Raw genomic sequence first — 16,118 nt, 5'->3', positions numbered from 1 at the left:
CATGGCGACGGTCGAGGAACTGCGCGCCTCGCGTGCCGAGCTGTTCGGCCACATGGCGACGGGCGTGCTGCGCGTGTCGTTCCAGGGGCGGATGACGGAATTCCGCACCTTGCAGGACATGCAGCGCACCATCGCGCTACTTGACCAGCAGATCGCGGCGCTGGAAGCGCCGGGCAAGGTGCCGGTGCGCGTTGTCTATGCGCCGGGGGCGAAGCACCTGTGAGCGCGACCCGGATGCCGATCGGGTCGACCCAGGGTCTCGAGGCCGGTGCTGTCGGCCAGCGGCTGAAGCGGTTCATCCCGCCGCGCGCGCACGTCAATTCGCTGATCGCTGCATCGGGAAGCACGGTGCTGGCGCGGGCCCGCTACCTCGCGCGCAACAACGCCTATGCCGGCAACGCGATCGACTTCTTCGCGAGCCAGGTGGTCGGGACCGGCATCGTGCCGAGCTGGAAAGGCATGGCCGACCGGCCGGATCTGAAGAAGGCGCTGGCCGATGCATGGCTGGCCTGGACCGATGAATCCGACGCCGATGGCCAGTCAGACCTCTATGGCCAGCAACGCGCCGCGGCGAAGGAACTGTTCATCGCGAATGAGGTGTTCATCCGCATGCGCCTACGGCGCCCGGACGATGGCCTTTTAGTGCCGCTACAATTGCAGATGCTGCCGTCGGAGATGCTGCCGATCAACGATAACCGGTCGCTCGGTAATGGCAATGTCGTGCGGCAGGGCGTCGAATTCGACCAGATCGGCCGCCGCGTCGCCTATTGGTTCTGGCGCCAGCATCCGGAGGATTACACGGTGCCGCAGAGCCGCGGTGATGCTGGGCGCCAGACGCGCGTGCCGGCGGACCAGGTCCTGCACATCATGGACGGCACGGAAGCCGGACAGATTCGCGGCCTGACCCGCATGGCGCGCGGCATCGTGCCGCTGTGGCTGCTTGATCTGTATGACGATGCCGAGCTTGACCGGAAGCGCACCGCCGCGCTGTTCGCGGTGTTCCGCAAGATGCAGGCGGAATTCGAGCCATCGTCGCACGGCGCCGAGGACAATGGCGACGGCACAGCGGAGCAGGAGCTCGCCCCAGGCGCGCAGATCATCCTGCAGCCCGGGGAGGACATCTCGGTCGCTGCCCCGGCTGATGTCGGCGGCAGTTATGAGGCCTTCCAGTATCGCAACCTGCTGCGCGCCGCGGCGGCGCTGAACATCCCCTATGTCGGCCTGACCGGCGACATGGTCCGCGCCAACTATTCCAACCTGCGCGGGGCGCTGATCGATTTCCGTCGGCGGGCCTCGACCTTCCAGCATTCGGTGCTGGTTTTCCAGATGTGCCGCCCGATCGTGAAGGCCTGGCTGCCGCTGGCGGTGATGTCCGGCGCCGTGCGCGGGCTGACGCCGGCTGGGTTGGTCGCCGATCGCGCACGCGTGGGGCGTGTCGCCTGGACGCCGCCGAGCTGGGAATGGGTCGATCCGGCGAAGGACGTGAAGGCGGCGAAGGACGAGGTCGATGCCGGCTTCCGCAGCCGGTCCTCGGTGATCGAAGCGCGCGGCGAGGACCCGGACGAGGTGGATGCCGAGATCGCGGCGGAACGCGCGCGCGAGCAGCGGAATGGACTGGGCGAGACGGGCAGTGCCTTCGCGGGAAAGGCCGCCACGGCGCCCGCCGCGCCGGCGCCCGACCCTGTCGAGGAAGAGCAGCCGCCTGAGAATCCGGAAGGGCCGAAGGATGAATGACCTGCCGCGCCTGGCCGGGCGCATCTTCAACCGGCCGCTGATGGTCGAGCCACTCGAGCTCGACGCGATGATGGCGCCGCTTCGGGCCCGGCTCGGCGTGCAGGGCAATGCGCCGTCGGTCGAGCTGGTCGTCGCGCCGCGCGCGATGGACCAGGAGGACGAGGCGGCGGCCCGGCGCGATCGTCGGCCGTACCTGGTGACGGCGGAAGGCGTGGCGATCGTGCCCGTTCTCGGCGTGCTGGTGGCGCGGGCGGGGCAGGTCACGCCGGACTGCACCGAACTGCGCAGCTACGCCGCGATCGAGCGGGACGTGATGATGGCGCTGCGCGATCCGGGCGTGCGCGGCATCGTCTACGACGGGGACACCCCGGGCGGCGAGGCCGCGAATGTGATGGAGCTGTCAGCGCGGCTGCGGGCCCTGCGCGGCACCAAGCCCATCATCGCCGTGGCAAACACCGGGGCCTATTCCGCCGGCTATGCCCTGCTGTCGGCGGCTGATCGCATCCTGCTGCCGCCATCGGGTGGCGTGGGCAGCATCGGCGTCGTGTCCCTGCATGTCGACCGCAGCGAGGAGGATGCCCGGAAGGGGCATCGCTACACCTGGATCGCCGCTGGCGCGCGGAAGCTGGACGGCAATCCGCATGCGCCGCTGACCGATGACGCGGCGGCGGTGATCCAGGCCGAGGTGACGCGGCTCTATGGCCTGTTCACCGAAACGGTCGCGGCGAACCGCAAGGCGGCGGGCATGACCGTCGCCAAGGCGGTGAAGACTGAAGCGGGCCTGTTCTTCGGCGAGGACGCGATCCGTGCGGGCCTCGCAGACGAAATCGGCGGGCTGGCGGAGGCGATCCGCCTTGCCGCCGCCCCCCTGCAATCCGGGCGCGGCCGGCCTTCCGCGCGAAGCCAGCATGCCGGAGGCACCATGGCAGACGACAATCAGGCCGACAGCCCGGCCAACCCCCCCGCCAACCCGGCGCCGCAGGGCGCCGCCGCCGCCCCGCCCGCGGGGCCGGACGTGGCGGCGATCCAGGCTGCGGCCAACGCCGCCGCGCAGGCCCGTGCCGCGGGCATCGCCGCGCTGTGCGAGCTGGCCGGCGTGCCGCACCAGGCGGCGGCCTTCATCGGGTCGAACAAGACCGAGGCCGATGTGCGCACCGAGCTCCTCGCGGTCAAGGCCGCGGCCAGCACCGTCGGCGGGGAGGTCTCCGCGGCGCGCCCGCCCGGTGCCGGCGTCATTGCGCAGCAGCCCGGCGGGCCGCAGGTCATGACCGCCGAGCAGGTGGACGCGCACTGGAACCGCGTCGGCAAGCGGGCCTTCGGCAATTCCTGGAAGGGGATCTGACCCATGACGGTCTTCACCGAACCGCGGCACCCCGCGGAGTTCCTCCTCAGCGAGGGCAACGGCTTCATCAGCCGCGATGTCGTGACCCTGGCGAGCAACGGCAGCACCGCCATCGCCTACAAGGCGGGCAGCGTGCTGGCGCTGGTCACCGCGTCCAGCAAGTACGTCTACTACGACAATGCCGGCACCGACGGCACGGAAACCGCGAAGGTGATCCTGCTGGAAGGCTGCACCGTGCCGGCGACCGGGGACCTGAAGGCCGCGGTCATCGCGCGCGCCGCCGAGGTGAAGGGAAGCGCGCTGGAATACGACCCGAGCCTTTCGGGCGGCACGCTGACCACGGCCCAGGCGGCCGCGGCGGTGGACCTCGCCGCCTACGGCATCATCGTCCGCTGAAGGGGGCGCCGACATGCTCAACATCTTCCAGAACGACGCCTTCTCGACCGTCGCGCTCACGCGGCTGCTGAACGCGACGCCCTACATCCCGAACCTGCTCGACACGCTCGGCATTTTCGCGGAGGAGAAGATCGGTGTCCGGTCCGCCGCGATCGAGCGGCTGGGCAATCAGCTTTCCCTGGTGCCGACCACCCCGGACGGCGCGCCGCCGGCCACCACGCCGCGCGACAAGCGGACCATCCGCGACGTGCGCACCGTGCGCCTGGCGCAGACCGACCGCATCTATGCACATGAACTCGCCAATCTCCGCCGGCCGGGCAGCGAGCTCGACCTCGAGGAGGTCAGCGATTTCGCGCTGCGGCGCATGCAGAAGCTCCGCCAGAAGAACGACCTGACGCTGGAGAACCTGCGCCTGGGCTGCGTCACCGGGTCGGTGAAGGATGCCGACGGCACCACGGTGCTGTTCGATCCGGCGGCCTTCTGGGGTGTGACCCTGCCGACGGCGATCGACTTCAACCTCGACATCGACACCACGGATGTGGACGGCAAGTGCCGCAGCGTCGTGCGCCTGATGGAGAAGAACTCAGAAGGCGGGATGCTGCCGAACAGCACCATCTACGGCTTGTGCGGCGATGCCTTCTTCGACGCCTTCGTCGCCCATCCGAATGTGAAGACCTGGTATCTGAATCGGCCGGCGGCTGACCAATATCTGGCCGGCACGACGACCCGCCGCGTCACCTTCGGCGGCATCGTCTTCATCAACTACCGCGGCACCGACGACGGCACGACGGTCGGCGTCAACACCGACCATTGCCGCTTCGTGCTGGCCGGCGGCGACGAGGTCTTCTCGATGCTGTTCTCGGCCAGCAACGAGAACTTCGAGCTGATGAACCTGCCGGCGCTGCCGGTCTACGCGATGATGAGCATCGATCCATCCGCGCGGAAGGCCTGGGTGGACGTGGACGTGTTCTCCTATCCGCTGCCCATCGTGAAGCGCCCGCTGACGCTGATCTACGCCACCCGGACCTGACCATGCCGGTGGACTTCGATCGGCTCCTCAATATCCCGGCGATGCGTATCGTCGGATCGCGGGAGCCGATCGTCTACACGCGCCTGCGCGATGGCGCGTCCTTCACCGTCCCGGGCGTCTTCGACCGCCAGCATGTCGAGGTCGGCTTCGACGGGGACGGAGCGCCGGTCACCGCCTTTCGCACCGTCGTCTATCTGCGCCTTGCCGACATGCCGGGCGGGCACCCGCCCCAGCAGGGCGACAGTGTCGTGCGCGGCGGCGGGACGTGGGTGGTGGCGGAGGTCCAGCCCGATGCCATCGATGCCTTCTGCCTCGTGCTTGGCGGGCAGGCCGCGACCGATGTCGGCGGCGCGTGGCCGGTCGTTGGCGGCGCACCCGTCAGTTCTGGCCCATGACCACCCGCGCCGACATCCGCGACCAGGTGGTGACCCGCCTGCGCGCCGTGCCGCTGCTCGCCGGCCGTGTCTATCCGTCCCGCGCCTGGCCGCTGCCGGGCAAAGGGCTGGTCGATGCCGGGAAGATGCCGGCGGGCCTGGTCTACGCGAACGGGCTGCGTCGCACGTCCACCAGCGGCGGAACTTCCGCGCCGACCTTCCGCACCATCCTGCCCATCGTCATCCACCTGCGCGCGGAAGGCACGACGGTCGAGGCGGTGGACGCCACCCTGGATGCGCTCGAAGACGAGGTCGACCGCGTGCTGCTCGGCGACCCGACCTTCGTCGCGATCCCGGAGGAACTGCCGAGCATGGAGTTCGCCCGTCAGCTCCGCGCCGACAGCGACACCATCATCGGTGAGACGCTCGTCACGCTCGACATGCAGTTCACCGAGGCCTTCGAGCCGCGCGGCCTGCCGCCGCTGACCGCGGCGCGCATCGTCATCGACGCGATCGACCCGGCGGACCGCGCCGGCTCGTATCCGGCGATCGACCCATTCCCCGCGCCAGCGGGGCCGCCCCGCGACCGCGGCCCGGATGGCCGGCCGGAAGCGGCGGACATAACCATCACCTTCGACACCCCAGCATAGGAGCCCAGGCATGAGCGGGAGCATCAGCTTCAGCACCATCCCGGCGGATCTGCGCGTGCCGCTCTTCTGGGCGGAATTCGACAATTCCCGCGCGGGCCCCAGCACCGTGACGCAGCGCGCGCTGCTGATCGGCCAGAAGACCGTCGCCGCCACGCCGGCCGAACTGACCTATGTGCCGACGGCCGACCAGGTGGCGGACCTGTGCGGCGCGGGGTCGCAGATCGCGCGCATGATGGCCGCCTGGCGCGCCAATGATCCGGTCGGCGAGGTCTGGATCCTGCCGGTCGCCGATGCCGGCGCTGGCGTGAAGGCCACGAAGACCATCACGGTTACCGGCCCCGCCACGGCGGCCGGGACCATCGCGCTGTATGTCGCGGGGGCGCTGGTGACCGTGGCGGTCGCGGCCGCCGATGCCGCAACGGCCATCGCGACCGCCATCGCCGCTGCCGTCACGGCGAATCCCACGCTGCCGGTCACGGCGTCGGCGGCCTCCGCGGTCGTGACGCTGACCGCGAAGAACGCCGGCACCTGCGGCAACGACATCGATGTGCGCCATTCCTACTACGGCCGCGCGGGCGGGGAGGCGCTGCCGGCCGGCGTGGGCCTGACCATCGCCGCGGGCGTCGCAGGCAGCGGCGACCCGGACCTGACGACGCTCGCGGCCATGCTGGCCGATGAGCCCTTCGACTTCATCGTCATGCCCTGGGCGACCAGCACGGCGCTGACCGCCTTCGACACGCTGATGAACGACAGCGCGGGCCGCTGGTCCTATGCCAAGCAGATCTACGGGCATGTCTGGACCTCGGCGCGCGGCACGTCTGGCGCGCTGCTGACCCTGGGCGGCGGGCGCAACGGGCAGCACGTGTCGGTGCTCGGCGTGAACGAAAGCCCGTCCTGCCCGGCCGTCTGGGCCGCGGCGGCGGCGGCGGCCTCCGCCGTGGCGCTGAAGGCGGACCCGGCGCGGCCGCTGCAGACGCTGTCCATCTACGGCGTCCTGGCGCCGCCCACGGGCAAGCGCTTCACGCTGACGGAACAGCAATCGCTGCTGTCGTCCGGCATCGCGCTGGCGGCCTTCGGGCCGGATGGGTCGGCATCCATCCTGCGGATGGTCACGACCTACCGGATCAACAAATGGGGGATGGCGGACCAGTCCTATCTGGACGTGGAGACGCTGTTCACCCTGATGGCGGTGATCCGCCGGTTGAAGGGCACGGTGACGCAGAAATTCGCGCGGTCGAAGCTGGCCGACGACGGGACGCGATTCGGGCCCGGCCAGCCGATCGTCACGCCATCCTCCTTCAAGGCGGAACTGGTCGCGCATTACGCGATCATGGAAGCCGAGGGGCTGGTCGAGGATGCCGATGGCTTCGCCGAGGCGACCATCGTCCTGCGCAACCTGAACGACACCAGCCGGCTCGACGTGCTCTACGCGCCGAACCTGATCAACGGCCTGCGCGTGCTGGCCGTGCTGGCGCAGTTCCGTAGCTGAGAAGGGGCCCGACCGATGGCGCTGAAACGGATCGCTGGCACCGCCTACATCAAGGTGGACAGCGTGCAGCTTGCCCTGAAGGGGTCGATCGAGGTCGACCCTGCCGACGTGATGCGGGAGCCTGTGACCGGCCTCGATGGGGTGCACGGCTACAAGGAAACGCCGAAGGCGCCCAGCATCACCGTCACGGTGTCGAAGACGCCGGACCTGAAGCTGAAGCAGGTGCTCGGCTGGAAGGGCCGGACGGTCACCGCCGAGCTCGGCGACGGCACGACCTATGTCCTGTCCGACGCGTTCCAGTCCGGCGAACTGAAGCTGGATGGGGCGGAAGGGCAGGTGCCCATCACCTTCACGGGCGCGTCCTGCCGGGAGATGAACTGAGCCATGACCACGACCGTGCCACTGACGAAGCCGATCGAGGCGCATGGCGAGACGCTGTCGGAACTGACGCTGCGGGAGCCGACGGGGAAGGATATCCGCCTCTGCGGCATGCCGTTCCGCATCGGCGCGGAAGACGGCAGCATCATCATCGACACCTCGGCCATGGCGAAGATGATCGGCGGCCTGGCCGGCCTCCCGCCTTCCGCGATCGACAAGATGCCGCCGTCGGACTGGTCCGCGGCCATGGCGGCGGTCCTGGGTTTTTTCGGGATGGCGCCGGCGGCTTCCTGACAGCCGAGGCGCTGCTCGAGGCCTATTTCGACCTCGCCCATTTCTGGGGCGACATCGCCTACGTCATGGACCTCGGCCTGTCCGACATGGCGGAACATCACCAGCATGCGGTGCGCATCGGCAAAGCGAGGCGCTAATCGGCATCCCGCCCCATCGCGCGCGCCAGCCGGCGTTTCGCCTCCGCGACTGCCGTCTTCGCGGCTTCGAGCCGGTCTTCGGCCTCGTCCAGAAACCGCATGGCTTCCAGGATATCGGTGCCCTCCATCGCTGTCGCGAGGGCCGCCAGATCATCGGGGTTGGCGCTGGCGAGGCGGCTGATGTCGCCTTGCAGCAGACCGATGCGGTGCTTGCAGGCCCTGTCGAAAGCGCCGGCGGGGCAGGTGCACAGTGCGGTCGCGTCGGCCCCGTCGACGGTGAAAACCACGCGGTATGGCTCCGGCTGGCTGCCGGACACCAGGAACGTGAATTCCATCGCGTTGCCCTTCCGTGATCGTCAGCGCCGAAACTGCCGCTGCTGGTTCTGCCGTCCGGCCGATTCCTCGCTTTGGACGCAGGCTTCCAGCATCGAATAGCTGCCTGGCCCCCCAACGCGCGCGATGCGATCGCATTGGCGTCGGATGCTTTCGGGTAACGCGCTCCAGCGCAGCTTCACGTTGTCGTAGGACGACTGCTCACTGTCAAAGCAGGCTCCGTACATCGCTTCCGAGTAGTTGCCCCCGATGGCCGCGATGCGGCGGCATTGCCGTTCCACATCGTAGTTCGGCATCTCCGCCGTCTGGGCCTGTCCCGCCACCGGCAGGCACAGCCCCGCCAGCACCACCACAACCGCGCGCATAGCATCCTCCGGCATTCCCGTGCCGATTGGACCGCATCGGCGCGCCCAACCGCAAGGGACAGCGCATGAGCGGCACGACCAGCCGGCAGTTCCAGGCGGTCATCACCGTCGACGATCGCACCGCCGGCCCTCTCGCCGTCATCTCTGCCCGGCTGCGCGCCATCGCCGGCATGTCCGGCATGGAACGCATTCGCGCCGCGGCGCTCGGCGTGCAGCGCAGCTTCGGCGCCTTGGCCGGGTCGGCCGCGCGGCTGGCCGTGGTGGGCGGTGGCATCGGGGTCGGCCTGGGGGCCGGCCTGGTCGCGGCCATGAACGCGGCCGTCGATGCCGGCGGCGCCCTGTCCGACCTGTCCGAACGGCTGGGCATGTCGGCGGAGGATATCCAGGCTTACGGCTTCGCCTTCGAGCAGGCGGGGGTGAACAGCGAGCAGTTCGCTGGCGCGATGGAGAAGTTGAACCGCGGCCTGGGGGATGCCGCGGCCGGGCGCAACCAGGCCCTGGCCGGGCTGTTCGCCCGCCTGGGCATCAGCCTGCGCGGCGCCAACGGGCAGGTGCGTTCCGCCGCCGATGTCCTGCCGCAGCTCGCGCAGGCGATGCAACGGAACGAGAATGCCGCCGTGCGCACGCGCATCGCGATGACGGTGTTCGGCCGGGCCGGCGGGCCGCTGATCACCGCCCTCGCGGCCGGCGCGGCGGGGTTGCGGGAACAGACCGACCGCTGGCGGGAACTGGACGGGCAGATCACCGGACAATCGGTGGGCGCGCTCGACGAGGTCGGCGACGGCATGAACGAGGTGCGGCACAGCCTGCTGGGCGTGCGCAACGCCATCGCCGTGCAGTTGGCCCCCGTGCTCGCCCCGCTGTTCGGGCAGTTCGCCACCTGGATCGCCAGCAACCGCGACCTGGTGGCGACCAACGTCCGCGGCTGGATCGAAGGGGTCGCCGAATGGGTCCAGCGGATCGACTTCACGCAGGTGCGGGAAGGCCTGAGCCAGTTCCTGTCCGTCGCGCAGCGTGTCTTCGATGCCATCGGCGGATGGCGTGGGGTCATCGTGGGCGTCATCGCCGTCATCACCGGACCGCTGCTCGCCGCCATCGCCACGCTGACCGCGGCGCTGCTGACCAACCCGATCGGCGCGGCGGTCGCGGCCATCGGCCTCGCGGCGGCGGCGATCTACCTCTACTGGGACGATATCGTCGGCTTCTTCCAGGGGATCTGGGACGGCATCAGCAGCGCCGTCAGCCGCTTCGCGAATTCCGAACAGGTGGTGTGGCTGCGCGACGTCTTCGCCGCCCTGGGGCGCGGGATCGCCGCGGGGTGGGACGCGCTGGCCGGCTTCTTCGAACGGCTGTGGACCGGGATAGGGGACGCGGTCGGGCGCTTCATGGCGTCCGAACAGGTGCAATGGCTGGGCGACGCCTTCAGCACGCTGGCGGGCGGGCTGATGGAAGCCTGGGCGCCGATCGAAGGCTTCTTCCGGTCGCTGTGGTCGGGCGTGTCCTCCGCCTTCACGGCCGCCTGGGCGGTGATCGAACCCATCGTCAATGCCGTGGTGGCCGGCGCGCAGGCCCTGGCGGCGATCCTTCCGGAACGCGGGTCAGGCCGCACCGCGGGCGGCAGCGGGCCGCTGGCACCGCAGGGGCAGGGGCTCGGCCGATCCGGAGCTGCGGGCGGCTTCTATGGCGGTCCGGCGATCGACCCCGATACTGGGCGGCCGGCGTTTGAGCCGCTGTATCGCCAGCAATCGGCGCCCGCCTCGGCGGCGGCGGCCCCGCAGGGGGAGGTGCGGGTGCGCATGTCCTTCGACAACGTGCCGCGCGGCGCGCGCGTGGACGCGGACGCGCAGGGCACCGGCGTGCGCCAGCCCGAGCTGGACGTCGGCTACGCCACCATGGGCGCATTCTGATGTCAGACCTCCTTGGCCGCGCGCAGAACCTAGCCTCCGGCGTGCTCGCCGCCGGTACGGGCGGGCTCGCCGGCTGGCGCGCGGCCTATCGCGCCGCATCCTTTCGTGGCGCGGCGTTCAAGGTGGTCGACCACACCGCCGATGACGGCCGCCGCGTTGCGGAGTTCGAATTCCCGCTGCGAGACAAGGGGTTCACCGAGGACCTCGGCCGGTCCACGCAGCGCTGGCGCATCACAGGCTACGTCATCGGCGACGACTACTTCACCGACCGCGATGCCCTGGTCGAGGCCTGCGGCGCCAGCAACGAACCCGGCACGCTGGTGCATCCCTTCCTGGGGGAGAAGCAGGCGCGCTGCGTCTCCGTCTCCTATCGCGAGAGCAACAAGGAAGGCCGGTTCTGCACCTTCGACCTGGTCTTCGTCGACGCCGGGCAGGAAGCGAGCCCGACCGAGCGCAACGACACGCTCGGCCAGGTCATCAGCACCGCGAAGCGCGTGATGAAGCTGGCGAAGACCGCCTATGCCATCGTCACGGCGGCGCGGGGGGATCTGCTCGGCTTCGCGCAAGGCGTGCTGCTCGGCTTCGCGTCGGACCTGGTCAGCGACCTGACGGACGGGCTGCTGGCGCTGCCGCTGTATGACGTGCTGGGCATTGTCGCGGCGATCGAGGATCTCGCCGACAACCCCTTCACCGACCCGGACAGCGTCGCGGGGGATCTGACCGCTCCCTACCTCGCGGTGGTGGATGCGGACCCGCTGCCGGTCGATGCGCTGGATGATGGCGTGGCGATCGTCAGCCGCAGCGATGCCGAACCGGCGGCCGAGCCATTCCAGGTGCTGGTCACCGCGGCGGCGCTGCCGGTGCCGTTCAGCGCGGACGCGACGGAACAGGCGGCGCTGGTGTCGGCGCATGGCCTCGCGATGGATGCGGCGGTCGTGGCGGCGGCGCAGGCGGCATCGCAGGCGGCGTGGCCCAGCGCGGATGCGGCGCTCGCGGCGCGGGATTCGCTGATGGACCTGATCGAGGCGCGCAGCGATGCGGCGGCGGATGCGGGGCAGGACGCGCTGTTCGCGGGCTGGCGCGCGCTGGCGGCGGCGGTGCAGGCGGACCTGACGGATCGCGCGGCGCAGCTTCCGCGCATCGCGGCCTATGCGCTGCCCGGCGTGCTGCCGGCGGCGGCGCTGGCGCAGCGTCTGTATGGCGGGGCGGGGCAGGCGGATGCGCTGGTGGCGCTGAACGGCGTGCCGCACCCGCTGTTCATGCCGGCGGAAGGGAGGATGCTGCGGGATGGCTGACCCGATCATCGCGGCGCCACAGCCCTTCGACGACGCGGATCTGATCCGCATCACGGATGCTCTGATCGGTGCCGACCTGTCCGGCCGCGCCGTCGCCGACCTCGAGATCCTGATCACCATCACGCAGCATGCGACGGATCGGCTTCTGAACGAGCTCGAGGCCCGGGGTGCCATCGCGATCGAGGATGGCGGGCCCGTCATCCCCTATGTCGCGGACCATGTCGTCGACACGATCCTCACGCGGTGCGATGCATGACCGACACCGTCGACCTCCTCATCGGCGGCAGCATCTATGGCGGCTGGACCGACTTCCGCGTCACCCGGTCCATGGACCGCGCGGCCGGCGATTTCGATCTGTCGGTGTCCGAACGCTGGCCTGGCCGCACCGATGCCTGGCGCATCCTGCCCTTTGCCGAGGTCGAGATCCGCCTCGGCAGCGACCCTGTCCTGACCGGCTATGTCGACGTGGTCGAACCGGAAACCGACGCGCGCAGCCATCGCGTGCGCATCCGCGGCCGCAGCCGCACCTGCGACCTGGTGGACTGCACGCCCGAGCTGCGCGGCACCGAATTCCGTGGGTCCACGCTGGTCGCTATTGCCCGCGCCCTGTCGCAGCCCTTCGGGATCGAGGTCGTCACCGAAGCGCCGGACGGCGCGCCCTTCGGGGTCGAGGCGAAGGACAAGACCGACACCGCCTGGCGCACCATCGAACGGCTGGGACGCCTGCGCGGCGTGATCTGCCACGACGATGAACGCGGGCGCCTGGTGCTGGCGCGCGCGGGGGAGCGGCGCGCGGCCGGCAGCCTCGAACTCGGGCGGAACCTCCTCGCGGCCTCGGCGCGGATCGACGTGTCGAAACGCTTCAGCCGGTACGTGTCCATGACGCAGCGGCAGACCGGCGCGGCGGTCGCGCGGGACGGCGATGGCGATGCCGGCGACAACGAGGAAGCCGAGCAGCCGAATGCCGGCGTGCAGGTGTCCGTCACCGGCATCGCGACCGACCCGGACGTACCGCGATACCGCCCGCGGATCTTCCGCGCCGAAGGGGCAGGGGACACCGCCTTCGCGCAGCAGCGCGCGGTCTGGGCGGCGGCGACGGCCCGGGCGAAGTCGCTGCAGGTAGATGCGACGGTGCAGGGCTGGCGCAAGGCGGATGGCGCGCTGTGGCGGCTGAATGAGCTGGTGAAGATCAAGGCCGACTGGCTGCGCCTCGATCACGACCTGCTGGTGATCGGCACCGAATTCTCCCTGGGCCAGGACGGGCGTCGCACGCGCCTGACCCTGACGCCCAAGGAAGCGATGCTGCCCGAACCGCTCAAGCCCGCGCGCAGCGGGCGCGGCGGCGGGGCGGGCGCGTCCTGGTCCGACGTCGTCGCGGGTTCCGGAAGGCTCTGAACATGACCGACATGATTTCCCGCGGCCGGGTGCGCAGCGCGCGCATCCGGGGCGGGCGCACGCTTGCCGAGGTCGACATGGCCGATGGCGAGCTGCGCAGCCGTGTCGAGATCCTGCTGCCCATGGGCATGTCCGCCATCCCGGAATCCGGCGCGGATGTGCTGGTCCTCCAGATCGGCGGGCCCGACCATCTGGTCGCACTGCAGGCGGACGATGCCGCGCTGCGTGCCCCAGGCCTCGGCGCCGGCGACATCGCCATCCGCGACAAGCGCGGCCAGCAGGTCGTGATGAACGGCGATGGCATCACCGTCTCCGGCGCGGTCAAGCTGACCATCGTCAGCACCGGCGATATCGAGATCACCGCCGGCGGCACCATCGCCATCACCTCGGCCGGCCTGACCCACAACGGGAAGGACATCGGCGACAGCCACGTCCATGGCGGCGTCGTGCGCGGCGGTGCCCAGACGGACCCGCCCGTATGACCGACATCGCCCTGGCCTGGGACCCGCTTCTCGCGCGCGCCGACATCGCCGTCGCCAATGGCGACCTGGTGCGTGACGACGGCCTGCGCACCGCCGTGCTGATCAGCCTGTTCAGCGACGCGCTGGCCCGGCCGGATGACGACATCCCGGACGGCACCGACGACCGCCGGGGCTGGTGGGGCGACACGCCGGCCGACGGCGAAACCGCTGACCCGATCGGGTCGCGCCTGTGGCTGCTGGCCCGCGCGAAACGCACCGAGGAAACCCGCCGCCGGGCCGAGACCTACGCGCGCGACGCGCTGGGCTGGATGGTGACCGATGGCGTCGCCGCCGCCGTCACCGTCTCCGCCGCCTGGGGCGGGGATCGCGGGGATCACCTGCACCTGCTCGTCACCATCGAACGTCGCATCGCCGGCCGCACGGCGCGGGAGGAATTCACGGTGCAGTGGAACGCGGAGGCCACGCGGTGAGCTTCGAACGCCCGACCCTTTCGGCCCTGCGCGTCCAGTCGCGGGCGGACATCGCGTCCCGCCTGGCGGGCACCGACCCCGCCCTGCGGCGCGCCATGGCGCGCGTGCTGGCCGATGCCGCGGCGGCCCTCGCGCACCATCAGTACGGCTATCTCGACTGGATCGCGCGGCAGGTCATCCCGGCCACGGCGGAAGGCGTGTATCTCGACCGCTGGTGCCGGCTTGTCGGCATCCAGCGCAAGCCTGCCACGGCCGCGGGCGGCCTTGCGGTCGCAACGGGCAGCAACGGCACGCCGATCCCGGCCGGGGTGACGCTGACGCGCAGCGACGGCGTCGTCTATGCCGTCACGGCCGCGACAAGCATCGCTTCCGGCACCGCCGCCCTGTCGCTGTTGGCGCAGGGTCCGGGCATCGCGGGCAATCTCGATGCCGGCGCGGCGCTGACCTTCGCCACCGCCATTCCCGGCGTCACCGGGACGGCCACGGTGGATGCCGACGGCCTGACCGGCGGCGGCCCGGCGGAATCCGACAGCGCGCTGCGCGAACGCCTGATCGCGCGGCTGTCCAGCCCGCCGGCCGGGGGGGCGGCACACGACTACGTCGCCTGGACGCTCGAGATGCCGGGCGTCACTCGCGCCTGGTGCCTGCCCCTGCGCCGTGGCCTGGGCACGGTGGACGTCGCCTTCGTGATGGACGATCGCGACGACATCTTCCCCGATGCCGGCGATATCACGCCGGTGCAGGCGCATATCGACGCGCGGCGCCCCGTGACCGCGAACTGCCTGGTCTTCGCGCCCAGCGCCGCGCCGATCAACGTCACGATCACGGGCCTCGACCCGGATACGGCTGCGGTGCGCGGGGCGATCCAGGCGGAACTGGCGGCGCAGATCCAGCGCGATGCCGTACCCGGCGGGACCATCCGCCGATCCCGCCTGATCGAGGCGGTCAGCCGTGCGGCGGGCGAGACCTGGCACACCATGACCGTGCCGTCCGGCGACGTGACGCAGGCCGCAGGTGCGCTTGCCATCCTCGGCACGGTGACCTTCCCATGACCGTCGCGGATCTGGGCGATGCCGAATTCCTGGCCGGGCTCCAGGCCCTGTTGCCGCGCGGACTCGCCTGGCCGCGCGACCCGGATGCCGGCCTGACCGGCCTGCTGGCCGGGCTCGCCGCGACGCAGGCGCGCCAGCATGCGCGCACGGGCGATCTGTCCGAACGCGAAAGCGACCCGGCGCAGGCGCTGGAGATGCTGGCGGATTGGGAAGCGGCCTATGGCCTGCCTGATGCCTGCGCGCCGACGGATGCGCTTGTTGCGAGCCGTCGTGGCGCCCTGCTGGCGCGCATCGCCGAGCAGCGCAACCAGACACCCGCCAACTTCGTCGCGGTCGCGGCAGCATTCGGCATCGACGCGGCCATCACGGAATACCGGGCGCACGTCACCGAGAACCACAGCGAGGACCCCGTCACCGACGAGGATCAGGCCTTCGTCTGGGACATGCTCTCGCCCGAGACGCTGCTGGTCGAGTGCACCACCGAGGACGATACCGAGGTGCCGCTGGAGCTGTGGCCAGTTGGCCCGCATCAATGCGCGGTGCGGCGCCTGGCGCCCGCGCACACGCTGGTGCGCTTCGGCACCTACAAATCGGACTGGGACTTCACCGGCGGCTTGCCTGCGGGCGCGACCCTGGCGCGCACGCTGCCCGGCACCCGCACCACCTATCGCGGGCAGCGCGCCGAGGATGCCGTCGACGTGCCGCGGCTCGACTACGATCCGGCGCTGACCCTGAACGAGGTGGTGAACCCCTGGGGCGACGGCACCGGCCATCCCGATGAGTGGTCCACGATCGCGGGCGGGCTGACCATCGCGGTCGCGGGGCGGGGCACGCGGCCGGACGGCAGCCCCTATGTCGAGTTCACGGTCGCGGGCACGAGCAACGGCAACCAGCAGGCGTTGCGGTGCGAGGGTGCGAGCGGTCAGATCCGCGTGCCGGCCCTGGTCGGGGAGCTGGTGTCCGGCTCGATCGGCATCGAGGTGCTGGAGGTCACG

At 70.6% G+C, this 16,118-nt stretch carries 20 protein-coding genes; 18 read left to right on the top strand and 2 right to left on the bottom strand.

Features of this window, described 5'->3' with window-relative positions; genetic code table 11:
- Position 1 precedes the first annotated feature (1 nt).
- From KPL78_RS19135 to KPL78_RS19090, 10 genes are read left to right on the top strand one after another with little or no spacing between them, the layout of a single operon-like run.
- The gene (locus KPL78_RS19135) at positions 2-223 is read left to right on the top strand and encodes a phage head-tail joining protein (protein WP_219764607.1); all 222 of its coding nucleotides are present in this window, start codon (positions 2-4) and stop codon (positions 221-223) included.
- The gene (locus tag KPL78_RS19130; protein WP_369412784.1) at positions 220-1,734 is read left to right on the top strand and encodes a phage portal protein; all 1,515 of its coding nucleotides are present in this window, start codon (positions 220-222) and stop codon (positions 1,732-1,734) included. Before KPL78_RS19135 ends, KPL78_RS19130 begins: the two co-directional genes overlap by 4 nt.
- Complete coding sequence (locus KPL78_RS19125; RefSeq protein WP_219764606.1) at positions 1,727-3,076, top strand: S49 family peptidase; 1,350 nt, start codon at positions 1,727-1,729, stop codon at positions 3,074-3,076. Before KPL78_RS19130 ends, KPL78_RS19125 begins: the two co-directional genes overlap by 8 nt.
- A gap of 3 nt (positions 3,077-3,079) precedes the next feature.
- A complete protein-coding gene (locus KPL78_RS19120; RefSeq protein ID WP_219764605.1) occupies positions 3,080-3,472 on the top strand; it encodes a head decoration protein in 393 nt (130 codons plus the stop codon).
- Between the two features lie 13 nt (positions 3,473-3,485).
- Positions 3,486-4,502 (top strand): major capsid protein, encoded by a 1,017-nt coding sequence (locus KPL78_RS19115; protein ID WP_219764604.1) that lies wholly within the window; start codon positions 3,486-3,488, stop codon positions 4,500-4,502.
- 2 nt (positions 4,503-4,504) lie between these two features.
- Complete coding sequence (locus KPL78_RS19110) at positions 4,505-4,897, top strand: head-tail joining protein (RefSeq protein WP_219764603.1); 393 nt, start codon at positions 4,505-4,507, stop codon at positions 4,895-4,897.
- Positions 4,894-5,526: a hypothetical protein gene (locus tag KPL78_RS19105; protein WP_219764602.1), complete on the top strand. Its 633-nt coding sequence runs from the start codon at positions 4,894-4,896 to the stop codon at positions 5,524-5,526. Before KPL78_RS19110 ends, KPL78_RS19105 begins: the two co-directional genes overlap by 4 nt.
- 10 nt (positions 5,527-5,536) lie before the next feature.
- The gene (locus tag KPL78_RS19100; RefSeq protein ID WP_219764601.1) at positions 5,537-7,015 is read left to right on the top strand and encodes a phage tail sheath subtilisin-like domain-containing protein; all 1,479 of its coding nucleotides are present in this window, start codon (positions 5,537-5,539) and stop codon (positions 7,013-7,015) included.
- Between the two features lie 15 nt (positions 7,016-7,030).
- Entirely contained in the window at positions 7,031-7,396 is a 366-nt protein-coding gene (locus tag KPL78_RS19095; RefSeq protein WP_219764600.1) for a phage tail tube protein, read from the top strand.
- Positions 7,397-7,399: 3 nt separating this feature from the next.
- Positions 7,400-7,687 carry a phage tail assembly protein gene (locus tag KPL78_RS19090; RefSeq protein ID WP_219764599.1) on the top strand — a complete coding sequence of 96 codons (288 nt, stop codon included), beginning with the start codon at positions 7,400-7,402 and terminating at the stop codon, positions 7,685-7,687.
- Between the two features lie 133 nt (positions 7,688-7,820).
- Here the strand turns inward: KPL78_RS19090 and KPL78_RS19085 are convergent, their stop codons facing one another.
- On the bottom strand, positions 7,821-8,159 hold the full coding sequence (locus KPL78_RS19085) for a hypothetical protein (protein ID WP_219764598.1): 339 nt from the start codon (positions 8,157-8,159) through the stop codon (positions 7,821-7,823).
- A gap of 21 nt (positions 8,160-8,180) precedes the next feature.
- Complete coding sequence (locus KPL78_RS19080) at positions 8,181-8,522, bottom strand: hypothetical protein (protein WP_219764597.1); 342 nt, start codon at positions 8,520-8,522, stop codon at positions 8,181-8,183.
- A 65-nt stretch (positions 8,523-8,587) separates the two neighbouring features.
- Between KPL78_RS19080 and KPL78_RS19075 the strand changes: the two genes are divergently transcribed.
- The 8 genes from KPL78_RS19075 to KPL78_RS19040 all read left to right on the top strand — a co-directional run.
- On the top strand, positions 8,588-10,429 hold the full coding sequence (locus KPL78_RS19075) for a phage tail tape measure protein (RefSeq protein WP_219764596.1): 1,842 nt from the start codon (positions 8,588-8,590) through the stop codon (positions 10,427-10,429).
- Entirely contained in the window at positions 10,429-11,724 is a 1,296-nt protein-coding gene (locus KPL78_RS30655) for a DNA circularization protein (protein ID WP_219764595.1), read from the top strand. Before KPL78_RS19075 ends, KPL78_RS30655 begins: the two co-directional genes overlap by 1 nt.
- A complete protein-coding gene (locus KPL78_RS19065) occupies positions 11,717-11,980 on the top strand; it encodes a hypothetical protein (protein ID WP_219764594.1) in 264 nt (87 codons plus the stop codon). Before KPL78_RS30655 ends, KPL78_RS19065 begins: the two co-directional genes overlap by 8 nt.
- Positions 11,977-13,119: a phage baseplate assembly protein gene (locus tag KPL78_RS19060; protein WP_219764593.1), complete on the top strand. Its 1,143-nt coding sequence runs from the start codon at positions 11,977-11,979 to the stop codon at positions 13,117-13,119. Before KPL78_RS19065 ends, KPL78_RS19060 begins: the two co-directional genes overlap by 4 nt.
- Positions 13,120-13,121: 2 nt before the next feature.
- On the top strand, positions 13,122-13,601 hold the full coding sequence (locus tag KPL78_RS19055; protein ID WP_219764592.1) for a phage baseplate assembly protein domain-containing protein: 480 nt from the start codon (positions 13,122-13,124) through the stop codon (positions 13,599-13,601).
- On the top strand, positions 13,598-14,071 hold the full coding sequence (locus KPL78_RS19050) for a phage GP46 family protein (protein ID WP_219764591.1): 474 nt from the start codon (positions 13,598-13,600) through the stop codon (positions 14,069-14,071). The genes KPL78_RS19055 and KPL78_RS19050 overlap by 4 nt, the downstream gene beginning before the upstream one ends.
- Positions 14,068-15,123 carry a baseplate J/gp47 family protein gene (locus KPL78_RS19045; RefSeq protein ID WP_219764590.1) on the top strand — a complete coding sequence of 352 codons (1,056 nt, stop codon included), beginning with the start codon at positions 14,068-14,070 and terminating at the stop codon, positions 15,121-15,123. Before KPL78_RS19050 ends, KPL78_RS19045 begins: the two co-directional genes overlap by 4 nt.
- Positions 15,120-16,118: putative phage tail protein (locus tag KPL78_RS19040; protein ID WP_219764589.1), on the top strand; the 999-nt coding region annotated here is incomplete at its 3' end. The genes KPL78_RS19045 and KPL78_RS19040, both read left to right, overlap by 4 nt.

This window comes from Roseomonas alba (assembly GCF_019430885.1).
GTDB lineage: Bacteria > Pseudomonadota > Alphaproteobacteria > Acetobacterales > Acetobacteraceae > Neoroseomonas > Neoroseomonas alba.
The sequence above is the reverse complement of the archived record's forward strand: the minus strand, read 5'-3'. Positions and strand labels throughout refer to the sequence as shown.

Bases quoted from the DNA above. Each gene is read 5' to 3' on its own strand.
- KPL78_RS19090 (WP_219764599.1), top strand. From the start codon at position 7,400: ATGACCACGACCGTGCCACTGACGAAGCCGATCGAGGCGCATGGCGAG.
- KPL78_RS19065 (WP_219764594.1), top strand. From the start codon at position 11,717: ATGGCTGACCCGATCATCGCGGCGCCACAGCCCTTCGACGACGCGGAT.
- KPL78_RS19095 (WP_219764600.1), top strand. From the start codon at position 7,031: ATGGCGCTGAAACGGATCGCTGGCACCGCCTACATCAAGGTGGACAGC.
- KPL78_RS19110 (WP_219764603.1), top strand. From the start codon at position 4,505: ATGCCGGTGGACTTCGATCGGCTCCTCAATATCCCGGCGATGCGTATC.
- KPL78_RS30655 (WP_219764595.1), top strand. From the start codon at position 10,429: ATGTCAGACCTCCTTGGCCGCGCGCAGAACCTAGCCTCCGGCGTGCTC.
- KPL78_RS19050 (WP_219764591.1), top strand. From the start codon at position 13,598: ATGACCGACATCGCCCTGGCCTGGGACCCGCTTCTCGCGCGCGCCGAC.
- KPL78_RS19105 (WP_219764602.1), top strand. From the start codon at position 4,894: ATGACCACCCGCGCCGACATCCGCGACCAGGTGGTGACCCGCCTGCGC.
- KPL78_RS19135 (WP_219764607.1), top strand. From the start codon at position 2: ATGGCGACGGTCGAGGAACTGCGCGCCTCGCGTGCCGAGCTGTTCGGC.
- KPL78_RS19115 (WP_219764604.1), top strand. From the start codon at position 3,486: ATGCTCAACATCTTCCAGAACGACGCCTTCTCGACCGTCGCGCTCACG.
- KPL78_RS19100 (WP_219764601.1), top strand. From the start codon at position 5,537: ATGAGCGGGAGCATCAGCTTCAGCACCATCCCGGCGGATCTGCGCGTG.
- KPL78_RS19120 (WP_219764605.1), top strand. From the start codon at position 3,080: ATGACGGTCTTCACCGAACCGCGGCACCCCGCGGAGTTCCTCCTCAGC.
- KPL78_RS19080 (WP_219764597.1), bottom strand. From the start codon at position 8,522: ATGCGCGCGGTTGTGGTGGTGCTGGCGGGGCTGTGCCTGCCGGTGGCG.
- KPL78_RS19060 (WP_219764593.1), top strand. From the start codon at position 11,977: ATGACCGACACCGTCGACCTCCTCATCGGCGGCAGCATCTATGGCGGC.
- KPL78_RS19085 (WP_219764598.1), bottom strand. From the start codon at position 8,159: ATGGAATTCACGTTCCTGGTGTCCGGCAGCCAGCCGGAGCCATACCGC.
- KPL78_RS19125 (WP_219764606.1), top strand. From the start codon at position 1,727: ATGAATGACCTGCCGCGCCTGGCCGGGCGCATCTTCAACCGGCCGCTG.
- KPL78_RS19075 (WP_219764596.1), top strand. From the start codon at position 8,588: ATGAGCGGCACGACCAGCCGGCAGTTCCAGGCGGTCATCACCGTCGAC.
- KPL78_RS19055 (WP_219764592.1), top strand. From the start codon at position 13,122: ATGACCGACATGATTTCCCGCGGCCGGGTGCGCAGCGCGCGCATCCGG.